The sequence below is a fragment of the Dysgonomonas sp. Marseille-P4677 genome (assembly GCF_016652235.1).
GTDB lineage: Bacteria > Bacteroidota > Bacteroidia > Bacteroidales > Dysgonomonadaceae > Dysgonomonas.
Genome location: NZ_JAEPKU010000039.1, coordinates 1 through 14,154, shown reverse-complemented (window position 1 = coordinate 14,154; position 14,154 = coordinate 1). Strand labels below are relative to the sequence as shown.

10 protein-coding genes are annotated in these 14,154 nt (G+C 35.4%); 2 read left to right on the top strand and 8 right to left on the bottom strand.

Annotation, left to right across the window (positions count from 1 at the left end):
• Positions 1–68: 68 nt before the first annotated feature.
• The 8 genes from JGH11_RS08830 to JGH11_RS08795 form a co-directional block, all read right to left on the bottom strand.
• The gene (locus JGH11_RS08830) at positions 69–641 is read right to left on the bottom strand and encodes a PepSY-associated TM helix domain-containing protein (protein ID WP_201111218.1); all 573 of its coding nucleotides are present in this window, start codon (positions 639–641) and stop codon (positions 69–71) included.
• Positions 616–1,152 (bottom strand): hypothetical protein, encoded by a 537-nt coding sequence (locus JGH11_RS08825; RefSeq protein WP_201111217.1) that lies wholly within the window; start codon positions 1,150–1,152, stop codon positions 616–618. Before JGH11_RS08825 ends, JGH11_RS08830 begins: the two co-directional genes overlap by 26 nt.
• A gap of 12 nt (positions 1,153–1,164) precedes the next feature.
• A complete protein-coding gene (locus JGH11_RS08820; RefSeq protein WP_201111216.1) occupies positions 1,165–2,397 on the bottom strand; it encodes a DUF4857 domain-containing protein in 1,233 nt (410 codons plus the stop codon).
• Between the two features lie 32 nt (positions 2,398–2,429).
• A complete protein-coding gene (locus tag JGH11_RS08815) occupies positions 2,430–3,101 on the bottom strand; it encodes a hypothetical protein (protein ID WP_201111215.1) in 672 nt (223 codons plus the stop codon).
• 13 nt (positions 3,102–3,114) lie between these two features.
• Positions 3,115–3,990 carry an ABC transporter ATP-binding protein gene (locus JGH11_RS08810; protein WP_201111214.1) on the bottom strand — a complete coding sequence of 292 codons (876 nt, stop codon included), beginning with the start codon at positions 3,988–3,990 and terminating at the stop codon, positions 3,115–3,117.
• An 83-nt stretch (positions 3,991–4,073) separates the two neighbouring features.
• Positions 4,074–5,720, bottom strand: a complete 1,647-nt coding sequence (locus JGH11_RS08805; RefSeq protein WP_201111213.1) for a DUF6850 family outer membrane beta-barrel protein — start codon at positions 5,718–5,720, stop codon at positions 4,074–4,076.
• An 8-nt stretch (positions 5,721–5,728) separates the two neighbouring features.
• Entirely contained in the window at positions 5,729–7,072 is a 1,344-nt protein-coding gene (locus JGH11_RS08800; protein ID WP_236263929.1) for a DUF4876 domain-containing protein, read from the bottom strand.
• A 19-nt stretch (positions 7,073–7,091) separates the two neighbouring features.
• Complete coding sequence (locus JGH11_RS08795; RefSeq protein WP_201111212.1) at positions 7,092–10,058, bottom strand: carboxypeptidase-like regulatory domain-containing protein; 2,967 nt, start codon at positions 10,056–10,058, stop codon at positions 7,092–7,094.
• A 178-nt stretch (positions 10,059–10,236) separates the two neighbouring features.
• Here JGH11_RS08795 and JGH11_RS08790 point away from each other — a divergent pair, with 178 nt between their 5' ends.
• Positions 10,237–12,906, top strand: a complete 2,670-nt coding sequence (locus JGH11_RS08790) for a PKD domain-containing protein (protein ID WP_201111211.1) — start codon at positions 10,237–10,239, stop codon at positions 12,904–12,906.
• 303 nt (positions 12,907–13,209) lie between these two features.
• Positions 13,210–13,896 carry a DUF421 domain-containing protein gene (locus tag JGH11_RS08785; protein ID WP_201111210.1) on the top strand — a complete coding sequence of 229 codons (687 nt, stop codon included), beginning with the start codon at positions 13,210–13,212 and terminating at the stop codon, positions 13,894–13,896.
• The last annotated feature ends 258 nt before the right edge of the window (positions 13,897–14,154 follow it).

Below are 14,154 nucleotides of genomic sequence, written 5' to 3'. Positions count from 1 at the left end.
ATTCCCCGAAATTATGTACTAAATAGCCTAACCGCTAATTTATATTATTTCTATTACTATAAAACATCTTATGCTACTATGACATATACAACCGGGATCAATAGTCCGACAATGAGATACCATTTTCCACGCTCCATAATCCCGTTTTTCCCCCTGACCATCACCAAACCCGACAAGGCAAAGAATATAAGAGAAGCAGCAAAAAAATCGCCCATAATACTCCATCCTTTCACTTTATTGTAATGAAGTTTATTTATCCAATATACAAATTCTCTTTTTGTATATTTCTCATAGTCAATAGTTCCCGTATCCATATTGTATACTCCTACCCCACCTTCAAGCATAAGCCGTAAATGCTCATCATCTAATGGCAAGACTTTTCTCAAAACAGGAAGACCTTTCTTATCGTTCCATGCTACCATCAGGTCTTCTTTATTTAAACCCGACGAGAGTTGGATAGTCACTTCTTCTGTATGAAAAGCCGGATCTTTACCATTCATGTGATTCAGTAAAATTCCGGATATAGCATAAACTAAACAGACACCAACCATTAAGAATCCTAAGTCCCGGTGGATGATTCGTGCCCATTTAGTTATTTTGTTTCTTATTCTCGATTTAGAGGGCTGTGTAATCTTGTCCATCCATATAATAAATTGAATAATAGTCTTTGTCGTGGTTCTTCATCCACTTTCTCATACTGGCTATATTATTTAGCTCGGCCTGACAAGATTCCGCAGAACCATCTTCTTTTACCGCTTTTTCATTTGTTTCTTTTTCCATTTGGTCTATGTATTCTTTTGTCAACCGGCGTTCCTTCAAAATACCTGTGATCTCTATATCGGAACCTGTCAGTTCGCGATTAAAGCCTCCGATATTACCTTTAGCCTCCACTCTCATAGATACATCCCCTTTTTCTCCGACAATAAAGCATCTTTTTCCGGAGTGTTTACAGGTATGGGTCACATTACCTCTTACTTTTACCGTTTTATCAACCAGCTGATCGGCAATAGTCAAGAGATCGTCTAACTTATAAACCAAGTCTGATGCTTCAGATTTTTCAACATTGGCCTTTTGATCAGCCTGTTCTGCTTTCTTGTTTCCACATGCTGCAACGAAGCATGAAATAAACGCAATGAATAATAACTTTTTCATATTTCAATTAATTTATGATTTTTTTGATTTAGGTAGAATTAATAATGCTAAGAATCCGGCGATACCTGTTACCAGAATGTATAAAGACTTATATATCTTAACCTTCCGAGATTCGGAAAGAATAAGCACATAGCAAACTGATAATAATATATTTAGAATAAAGGCATATACTCCCACATAATGTATTTGAGGAACCAGAAAGTTTGAATATTTGCTTTCGATAGTCAAATATGCAGGAAATATCCATTTCACAACCTTATCCCATTTATCCGGTTCACGTTTCATGCTATAATTATCGATTTGCTTCAACGAATTATTATCCAAGCCATAGCACAGTTTCTCTTCCGGTTTGACTACAGACACTGTCCATTCAAAAAGATTTCCCATAATAAAAACTTGATCTTTTTTCAGGTCAATCGGGTCTATATCCAATTTCATTGCCTGATAATTACCAGATTCATTTTGGATAATATATATGTCTCCCTGATTGCTAAACAGAAAGCCATAAAAACGCTTGTCTGCCACTTCGAGCATTGAAAAATATCCGATATCTATTTTCTCTCCAATATGGGTATTTTTGATATAAGAGCGTCCGTTTACCATTTTTATATGAAACAATTGTCCCTTGTTGTCTAAACTGAAATAACCTTCATCATAAGATTTCCTGGGGTTTGGATTTCCTGCAAACCATTGAGAAGGGAAAGAATATCCCTGCTTTTCCAATTCAGACTGAAATTCCCTGCTCTTTGTTTCATTTACAGTATTACTTTCCGTATTTATAAACTCAATGTTATTCTTCATTCTGAATACATCTTCAGGCATGGTCAATCCGACCCGTTTAGGCATTGATTCGAACAGTATATACAGCCCGTTGCCAGGCGTTTTTGTTTCGGATGGATTATATCTAAATGTAAATGAAGTCATCCGCAACATTCGGGGATTCATCTCCTGCCCTTTTATGCTGTCCGGCATTCGTCCGTCATTCATCAACTGGCGGTAATTAAGCATTGGAAGCAGTGAATCCATTTCGGCAGTTGTGAAACTATCTCCATTTTTGTTTGTCATAGGATACTCTTTGTTCCCATAGTCTATGATTGCCAATTCTTCAAGCATAGTGCTATAGTAAACAAAAGGATAATGATCCGGCTTATACGTAAGCTTATTGACTAACAGTGGCAACAACCACAGCATCATCAAGGTAGTAAGTATAAGGATCAGGCAATATATTAACTTCTTGTATCTCATTGTTATTCCATTCAAATATTTTAATGATATTATTATTGTTTTCCTTCTTTAAAGCGTGCCGAAGAATAAAATGGATTTCCAAAGCACACGATCATTATAATAAGTAAAAAAGGCAATAGTGGTAAATAAGCACCAGACTGAGCTTTAATAAAAAATAACGAAAGGATACATATGGAAATAAAAGTATTGCATATACGTTGTCGCCAAACAGGCTCGATACAAATCCATGCTGCAAGTAAATATCCCGTTATCCCGGCTGCAAACCAAGGTAATAATCTCCAAGTAGCAATTACCCTAATTTCGAAAGGGAAATAAAATGACAACCCGATCATAAGGACAAGATAGGTAGCCAAATAAATTATCAGCAAGACACAAAGCCCATAACAAAGCATAGTGGCAATAGTCTTACTTTCGGGTACGGGCAGATGCAGTGTAAGCTTTAATCTTTTATTCGTCATTTCAGGTATAAACTGAGTAAAAGAAATAGTTAATGCAATCAGAATAGGCAACCATTGAAAAAAAGCAGGTAAAACAGCAATATCTTTTAATATAACATCACTCCATGCCTGTATAGAACCTTCGACCCGGAATGTTTGCGCGATATTAATAAAACTATAAATGATAGCCCCAATAAGAACAATTCCGATAAGGAAAATCAGTCGTCGGCTTTTGATCCATTCTTTATAAAATAATGCTTGAAACATAATTAATCTTGTTTTAATATTTTCCGGTCAACCCAATAAAAGCGTCTTCCAATGATAGTTTTTCTTCTTTTAGATCACTAATGTTATATGATGATAATTTATTCTTAACCTCATCATCGGACAAAAATGAGTAGGTCTCCCACGTCGAGCCTATCTTTTCGCTATTCCACAAACCGTCTATTGATCCTATTGCTGTGGCTTCAGACTTGAAACGGAATCGCCTGAAATTATCCAATATATATCGTGTTGGTTCGTGTAATAACAAACATCCATAATCGAGTATCATACAATCGTCTATAAGCATCTCCATATCCTGAATGATGTGGGATGTGAGAAAGATTGTTTTATTTCCCGATGTAGCATATTCTTTCAAATATTCAATAAATAACCGGCGATAACCAGGATCAAGCCCCATGGAGAAATCATCCAGAATCAATAGATCGGGATCTTGAGCAAATATCAGCCCCAATGCTACCTGAGAACGTTGTCCACAAGACATTGTACTTATTGCCTGTGTTTCGGTTACTTGAAGTTTCTTAAGAAGCTCATAGTAGGCCTCACGTTTCCAGTTGGGATAAAAACTACTGTAGAAACGTTCTATCTGACGGACATTAAAATAGGCATGTTGTACATGTCCTTCGAGCAACAAGCCTATCCGTGCTTTTGTAGCAGGAGATATTTGGTTCATATTTTCACCAAAAATGCAACAATTACCCGATCTAGGTTGTAAATAACCATTAAGTATATTTATAATGGTCGTTTTTCCTGTTCCATTTTTGCCCAGCAAGCCAAGTATTTTCCCTTGCTTAACTTCGAAGTTCAGGTTTTCATATATTAGCTTATTCCCATAATAATGGGTAATATTATCACATCGTATAACGGTATCCATTCGTTGATTTATCAAATTAATTTTTAGCTATAAGTAATTTTTAGTTGTATCAAAAAACAAAGAAAATTTTCTTATTCAGGTATTTAAAATGTACAGCCTAATGTAAGGCTTATTGTATTATGAAAATTCCCTTCGATATATCTAACATCAAAAGCTTTAGCCAATCCATAATCGGCCTGAACATAGCTTTTAACCCCTTTTATAAAAGTTGTTGAATATCTGAAATTTACCCCACCGGTTATCTGTTGCAATGTAAGGTATTCGAACTCCCGATAAAGATATCTGTCATTTGTTTTATAAACGTCTTTCTGCGAATCGGATGGCTCTGCATATAATGCATCATAAAAAGGTGTTCCATCTCCCGCCCTATATGAAGCCAAGAGACCTACACTATACATATTATTTTCTCCTATCTTAATATGATGTTTTCCTGATATATTTACAGAATAACTATTTACGGTTTGTCTCCTGTAAAATGGATACAATGAGGCTGTTTGCTGCCGCCTATAAAAGTCAAACCCAGCCTTGATTACCCATGCAGGATGATAATTATCTATTTCCAAATGGCCTAGATACTCAGCGGAGATACACAATTCTTCTTTCTTAAGAATCTCTGACCTACCATAATATGAGATTACAGACGTCTCTCCGGGAGTGGTTTCTTTTCTGAATATATTTTCATTATTCTTTAAATCTTCATGACTTACATTTATGTTAAGAGTATGTAAGGAACGTTCTTTTTGAAGGGCAAAAGCCACATGATATTCCAAAATATCAGAACTATGCTCAGTAAGAACGATACTTGCTGTAGCAGGAACTCCATAATACCCTTTTCGTGATTTATAGGTAACTTCATTAAAAATAGAAAACTGTTTGACAGGAGATAAATATAGTTGTAAGGAAGCCCCATGAAACTTATTTACCATTGGCGTTCTCTTATTTTTAGCCGTATAATAACCGTCCTCTCCAAATTGTTCTTTCTTCCCAATGTAGTTTCCTATACTAATTAAGGATTCATATGTTTTATCTGTATTTCCTTCCCTCAAAAACTCTAGGTTTTCCACATTACGGTTGAAATAATAATTTGCACCCAATTCTACACCCTTCTTCAATCGATAACTGACTCCGATTGTCGCTTTTAGGTCCAGAAATCTGTTTACATGCCTCAGGTCTTTTTGTTTAGAGTAATTTCCTACTTCATAGTCTATTTTCCCCCCGATACTAATTTTGGGATGTAAGTCAACACTTACTCCTCCAATCAGATGATACAACTCCTTTTTCTTTATCCCCCGTGTACTATCAGCAGACTCCTGAATATCTATAGGGTTATAATTGGGATTGATAAAAAACGAACCTCCCATATTACGTCCCTTAAAGTAACTATATCCGACTTTTCCGTAAAAAACTGATTTCTTATTCAAACGATAGTAAGATTCGACTTCTGCGCCTAGTTTGAAGCTATTGTCAGACTCATAATAATTAATGAAATCGCCAATATCTTTCCGAGTATATATTTTTGCTTCCGACGCATTATTTACAGGTAAATACCTTAACCCCGTCATATTGTACCCCGAAAGACGTATATCAGAAAGACGTATATAGTTAATGTCTCGCCATAAACTATCAGTTTGTTGTGCAGTAAGTTTGGCAGGACAAAAAATCCCGCCAAACAGTATAGTAAATAATGCAATCAACGCACTTGAGCGAAGTATCTTATATCTGTCGTTCATTAATAATCTTATTTTCTTAAAGAAGCCTGACTACGTTGGTGAAAATCTTCCGACGAATTGTTTGTATCTTTATATATGATACGTGCACCATTTTTTATTGATGCTTCCGCATCTATTCCACTCGGGTCGGTACTACCTTTAGTTACATTTGTAGTTCCAAGATTATAACCATAAATAAGCTTTGCCTTATTACCCTCGATAGCCTCTGTCGCTTCTTTATCTACATTTCGGTATACAGAATAACCTTGTTTATTAGTATAATATACATATCCGGCATCTACTGTCGAAGTCAGTCTCTTTCGGTTATCATCTAAGGAGGTAGTAAATACTTCGATACCATCTGTGATCCATTCCAAAGGAACCTTTTTGCTCTGTAAAACGGACGAACCTCCATACGAATCATTTTTCGACGCATCGTTAGCAAAATCCTTTACTGTAGTTCCATCAGGCGTGAATAAATAAAAAGCAGGACATAGTGCACTTAAGGCCCATGCAGTTCCTGCACCATAGGAAACAGCTTTCAGATAATGGCTTGTAGGAATAGAAGCAGCCGGAGCTGGATAAGTAAGTGCATGTGTATAAACAGTATTGTCATATGTACAATAATATTCCGGGTTATCGAAATTAATAGATTTACTGTATGTTATTGTATTGTTTACAGCATTGCTTAATGCAACAACTATTTGTTTTCCGGGAGAAACAACCACATCTTGCTGAAAATACCAAAGTCCTTGTCCTGCAGGTATCCATCCCTGATTTGCGTATGTTAGCTGACCTCCTGCGTCATAATAGTTATTTGTACCAGTCGAATTGTATGGCATGGTCATAGCCAACGCCATCTTTCCAACATTAGCATCCTCCTCCGAATTATTATATAAAACAACATATTTATCGTAGTTAAATGTTCCCGAACCATCATCTTTCGGGCAACCTCCAACGTATAACTCTTTTATTACTATTTGAGCAGATTTTGAGAATTGCAGTTCCAGCTCCTGAATATTAGCGGCAGTCCAAGAGTCATTTACAACCAAGCCGGTTTTTATTCCGTTAAAGTTTATACGTTGATTGCTGATAAACCTGCGTTCAGTTGCAGAAATATCATATATACCGGCAGGCACAGCTAATACAGCTTTACCGCTTCCATCTGTTTTTGCTTCGTATGAACCTGAACCGCTTTTACTGTCCAACTTTACCGATACACCTTCAACAGCCTTATAATTACTTTCGGCCGGATACGTAAGTTGAACCGTTACAGAAAATGTTTTATAGTTACCATCATCATTATTGTCGTCACTACATGAAGTGAAAACAAAGAGTGTACAAATTAATAAGTAAATAAATTTTTTCATCATGTTAATTAATAATAGTTGTTTACAATTTTATTCTTAAAGACATTCCATAATAAAAAGAAGGGATATACGAACCGTATAAGGAATAGTATGCATCCCACTTTTCCGAATGTACTTTTTGAAGACTATTCAAAAAATTGATTGCATTGAACGATATAGAGGCAAAACGCCCTATTTCTTTAGTTACGCTTATGTTTGCCGAATAATAAGCCGATAATTTATCGGCTTTGAATGTTCGTATAAAACTGTTTTTATTTACCAGTTTACTAAGCTCATTATATAAGTTCTTATCATTTTCTTTTGCCCACGCATACTTCTCGGCAAAAGGTATTTTTGTATTCAGATCATCGTAAGTCGAATAATATAAAGGATATATTGCAGTAGCACTGTTTCCCTCATAAATATTCTGCTGAGAACCAGAAGGGAAATTATCATTCTTGTCTGCGATATTAAATGTTAAGGCTTTGCCTTTATATTCGCTAAGACTCTGGCTGTAATTATACAAAGAGGCTTCAAGACGTAACGAAACAATCAACCTTAAAGTCGGTATATGCGTTGTCAGAGTCAAATTTGTATTCAGAGATTTCGATATTTCACCATTAACCACGCTACTATTACTTCCTACATAATAGCCGATATATTTGACGTCCTCACTTTCTACATTGCGAGATGAGGTACCTTGCACGATAGATTCTTCGGTATTCTTGTAATAATAATAACTTCCATCCCATCTGATCGAGGTTTTAATAGCTTGTATTTTACCAAACTCTACGATCCAGTCAAACGATCTCCTTTCTACTGGTGACCCATTGATATACATCGTATTACCCTTCAATTTTAGTCTTTGAGAATAGCTTAAAGTTTCCGGAGTTTGTATCCCCGTATTGTCTGTAACGGTTACTATCCCCGTATTTTTATTTACATTATAAATTCTGTTCTCTATTGGGATCAGAGACGATTCTAGAGCTTTCTGATCGGTAAAATTATATGTAAAAGGTTCATATACAGATGTACTCATATATGGATTATACGTCTTATCACGCGAAGCATTCAGAGAAACCTTTGTACCTTTTATGTTGATATCGACACCTATACTCTGCTGGATATTGTATTGCCATCTAAGGTCGTTATTATATATTCTTTTACTGGGTATTGTATAGTAAGCATAATAAGTCTTTCCTTCGGAGGTTGTTCCCGGAGCAAAAGTAAGAATATCGTTATAGCTAGGAAGAGCATATAATGCAGCTGATGGAGGTAATTTTACAGCTTTACCCCAGCCTAATCTGATATTAAAATCCCTTATAGTATGATCTTTTCGTCCTTCCCAAAATACATACCTTGCGTTAAATCGCGGCGAAAGACTATTTACAGTTCCATATTCCGAACCATCTATAGAAGTGATATCGGAACGTACTCCTCCTATGAATTCAAGTCTCGACTGATTTACCGGTATCGTTACCAAATCTTCGGCATATATCGCATAGTTGTTCAAGGCCGGTTCCTTGTCATACCTATATTCGCGCCAAGTAGGAGTATACAAAGGATCTGCATAATATCTTCCACGCCCTTTATTACTGCTTGTACTATATTCTCCGCCTATCATTACTTTGCTATTTACAATCCCGAATTTGCGTACCCAGTCGGCCTTTATCTTTGCCGAAATACTTAACGGTTTAGAATCCAGATAAGACAATTCGTACCAATATCCTGGTGGAATAAGGATTATATCTGCATTGGGATTTTCCTCATAAGCTTGTCCAATGTGATACCCTTCCTCTGGAGTACGTATAGACACAGTAGATGAAGAGCGAGATTTATTCTCACTGTTTTCGAGCAATTTGTCGGTATAGTTTATTGCACCCGACATCTCCAAATTTGTAATCCATTTTTTCTTCAACAGCCATTTAGCTGAAACATTAGCCCGCAGTACATTGTCTTTTTGTTTGGTATATGTATTAACAAACAGATCGGGATCTGATTTAGAATCATATCCTCCAACATTCCCGGACAACCCCACATTAAACGTAATAGGCTGATCATTGGAACGGTTAAATACATTCGAATAATTAAGGAACAATCCGTTACGATCGTATGAAGTATAAGGTGAGGCTAAATTGGAAATTGATTTTGTGTGTTCGTAGCTTAAATTTAATATTCCTCTGTTATTATTTAAATCCAGACCTTTGCTTACGGCAATCTGTTTTGTATTTGGTTTGGTAGCCATATCAATGACGAAAGGTGTTTTGCCTTTTTTCGAATTGATTTTTACCATTCCATTTGTCAGATCGCCATATTCTACAGATGGAACACCTGTAACGATTTCCACCGATTCTATATTTGTTGAAGCGATATTGCGAATGTCGGGACCACCTATTACTACTCCTCCGGATGTATTAAAATCCCGTCCCGAATTGTTTGATATACGTACTCCATCTACTTCTACTGCAGTACCAAAGGTGGCATTGCCCTCTTCTTTAGCCCCTCCGTTGACAGAAAGGCGTTCAGCCCCGGAAACTAAATGTAAAGTACTATTGGTCTTTCCTCCGGGCAACAGACTATTGATATCGGCAACACTTATCATTTGCATATGATCGAGTGCGACACGATCTATAACATACGAATTTGCTATTTGCTTCCCTCCTTGCGCTGTAACAACTACTTCATTCAGAGTAAGAGCCTTTTCGTTCAAGTGTATCACCAAATCCGAAATATCACGATCTACATTTACCTCATATTCTTTTTTTTCGTAGCCAAAGCAATGTATAACAATAGTAACCTTTCCTGAATGAACATTCTTTATTTGAAAATGTCCATCATCATCAGTTGTATCCCAAAATTCATTATTGGAAAGGACTACAGTTGCATAATCAATCGGTGCATTTGTTCTATTGTTTAATATTTTCCCTTCTATGGTATATTGTTGGCCATAAGCAGAGTAAATAAAACAAATGCAAAAAAAAAGACAGAAAAAAAATCTCTTTATAGACATAAGTCGAATAATAATGCTTTAGAAGTGTAAATTTTCCAAAAAAATACCTGCCATATCAATCCCCATAAATAAGTATTCTTCATCCAAAATATCATCATATATGGTTATAGACACCTGTTGCGTATTGTTGTAGATTTGTATTGCTTATTTTATAATATAGTCTAATAGCTAGTCTCAGATGAAAAAGAATATCATATTTACTATTCATTCAATTATATTTTTTCTTTTAATATCAATATCAACAACTGCTCAAATAAGCGAAGGAGGGCTTCCTCCAAGCCTCATCTCAAAAACTGTTTTAAAGAAATCGACTCATTCTTATAATGTCCCTATAAACTTTAATGTAGATCAGTTAAAGAAAGAAGATGCAATTCGTGAAGCAGCCGGAGCTCCTCTACGGATTGCATATAATATCGATGTCAACTTTAGTATGGAAAATTCGGGAGAGTGGACAACTTTGGAAAATGGCCAGCGTATATGGCGATTACCTATCGAATGTTCGAATGCAGTAGCACTAATTCTTAAATATAATGAATTTGAAATACCAACAGGTGCTAAATTATTTATATATAATAGTGACTATTCGCATATATTGGGAGCTTATACAAGTATAACAAATCCGTCAGGAAAATCTTTTGCAACAGAAGCAGTTGCAGGAGATAATATAGTACTCGAATATGTGGAAGCAAAAGACACATTGAATACTCAGAAACCAAGAATTCAGATTTCCGGTATTGGCTATTGCTATAATTACATATCAGTATCAACAACATTACGTTCTGGCATAGATGTTTCGGGATCGTGCCAAGTCAATATCAATTGCTCGGAGGGAGATGATTGGCAACATCAGAAAAAAGGAATAGCCCAGACTATAACTCCCTTAAATGACGGCTGGTATTTCTGCAGTGGTTCTCTGGTCAATAATACATCCGATACGATAAAACCTTATTATTTGAGTGCTTACCATTGTTTTTTTGACGACGCGAAAAATCCGGCAATATTCAGTCAGATGATATTCTATTTTCATTTCGAATCTCCGGGTTGTGAAAGGATAAACGATGTTCCAACAGGTACAAAAACGATGGTTGGCGCACAATTGCTTGCAGCTATAGATATTAATGGCGGGTCGGATGGTGCTTTATTAATGTTGAACGATAATGTTCCGCCTTCATACGATGTATACTATAATGGCTGGGATATTGGAGAGAATGCTCCGAAACATGGAGTTGGTATTCACCATCCCAGAGGAGATGTAAAAAAAATATCTACCTATACAGTTCCCGCTGTATCCGCCACATGGCGAAACAATGAAGCAATCGGAGCACAAAATGCCCATTGGAAGGTAATATTTTCTGCTACAAAAAATGGGCATAGTGTAACTGAAGGTGGTTCGTCAGGCTCTCCCCTATTCAACGAAAACAAATTGATTGTAGGAACTTTATCCGGAGGTAATTCTTCTTGTAATTATAGAACCGGAAATAACTTATATGGTAAATTCAGTCAGCATTGGGATATGTATACTCAGAAAATGAAAACATATTTAGATGCTACTAAAACGGGAAAAACAGTTGTAGAAGGACGATATGAAGTAGATACCCTCAGGGTTGAATTTACGTCCAATATGTTATCTATAACAGAAGGAGATTCTATTATTATGAAAAATTTCTCTTATGGCGCACATACTTATACCTGGACTTTTGAAGGAGGACATCCATATATTTCAACAGACAAAAACCCTACCGTTACTTACGATACACCGGGCATATACGATGTAAAATTAACTATAGATAAAGGATTATCCACAGAAAAATCACTTGTAAAAAAACAACATATAAAAGTTAAAGAGTGGATTGGAGTTATTCTCCCTAATTCATTTACTGCATCGGTAGATCCTCGTAGAGATAGAATAAACCTGAAATGGGAAAGAAGAGGTATTCTCCACGATCGTGATATACCTTTGACGGAAAAGCAAAAAACGATGTCTCGAGATAACGAAAATATTTCGAATACATTTAGCCAAGAATCAATAGGTCATTACAGAATATTATCGAAATGGACAGTGGATGATTTAGCTGCGTACAGAAGTGTAATGTTAACATCTATAAGATTTATTCCTTGTGATGAAGTAACATCTTGCACGCTAAAGATAAAGCAGGATGGAACAGATATTTTCAGTAAGGAAATAAACACTTTAACTCCAAGAGAATACAATAAATATACCTTTGATACACCGATTAATGTCGATTTAAGTAAAGATCTCTATGTGGGCTATGAGGTCAACAACGCCTTTGGTTTATTTGTATCATATGGTAATATTCCAATCATAAAAGAGAGAAACATGTTATGGTTTGATAATAAAAATTATTATGCCGAATCATTTGGAATAAGAGGAAACTGGAATATACAAGCCGATGCAAAAGTAATAGAGAAATCTGATTTTTGGTATACAATTTATCGTAATGGGCAGTTACTTGCTTCTGATCTTACAGCAGGATCATATATAGACTATACACCGGATATGTCTCGACAATCTCATTGCTATACAGTGAATGCAACTTTTCTAAACGGAAAAGTTTCGAAGGATCAAAAACAGTGTGTCGATTTGCCGGTTTGGGATGATGCTGTATTAATTATATTTGACAAAGCTATCAAACAATTACGTATTATACCCAAATCGAAAATACAATATATTTACATATTCAATTTATCAGGACAAATTATCCGTCAATATTCGGGTTCTTCCGATTTAACCCCTATGATATTACCTACCGATAAATGGGAACGTGGAGTCCATATTATTCTCATAAAAACTGAACAAGAAACCGTCACACATAAAATACTCATTTAATAAATGGTAATAAAAGATATTATTATAGTAGTAGAAGCTGTTAATACAGAGCATGATCCATACATTAAGCTCTCCTATATAATAAAGAAAGACATTATATTTTACGGCTATACAGGATTTTATTATAGTGACGGTTCTAATATGATTTGAAATGAAATTTCATTATTTTAAGATAAACGTACCGGAAGGCAGCTTAGTTCAATAACTATCAGACCTACCGGATTCGGGACAAAACAATTATTTATTCTCCATTGTTAAAAATGAAATACGATTGATAATCAATGTATTCAAATTAAAACAACTATGGATTGGTATAATATCTTTTGGGGTACTGAAAATTTTATATTTCTTGTAGAAATAGCTATTCGTTCGGTGATTATGTTCTTTCTGCTTTTCACAGCTCTGCGTATCACAGGAAAACGAGCAGTAAAGCAACTTTCTATATTTGAGTTAATTATTATTATCGCCCTAGGTTCTGCTGCAGGTGATCCTATGATCTATAAAGAGATTGGTATCGTATATGCTTTAGTGGTTTTTATTATTGTTTTCCTTTCTTATTGGCTTATCACCAAATTGATAGAGAATTCGGAAAAAATGGAAAAAATCCTTGAAGGGAAACCGTATTGTATTATCGATCAAGGAAAAGCATCAAAAGAATCATTAAAACATAAAGAACTGGCAATGGATGAATTCTTTTCAATACTTCGACACGAACATATTTTCCATTTAGGACAAGTGGAAAGTGCCATATTGGAGACAAGCGGCGAACTAAGCATTTTATTCTATGATTCTTCGGATATAAAAGCCGGCTTACCTATATGGCCACACTATCTGAAGAAGAAAACTAAACAAATAGAATATTCCGCTACATATGCCTGTACGTATTGTGGATATACAAAAACTATGAAAGCGGGGGAAAGTAACATATGCGAGTACTGCAATAATAACAACGAATGGGTAGAAGCTAAAACAGGAAATCGTGAAAAATAAAGGTAGAGACTCAAATCTCTCCCTTTATAGCTTTAATTTCTAATTAAAAGTGTATATCGTAACAAGTTAGAAAACCAATAACATGTAATCTAAATTCATCAAGTACATGTTTCATCAGCTATGAAATTCACTCTATGAATCACTTTGTTTTACGTAATTTTGTTATCAAAATGATCGTTCAGTATTTGTTTAAAAAAATTTCATTAATAACCTTTATAATTTTAATATGTATATCAAATTCCTTCCCCACATATCGAG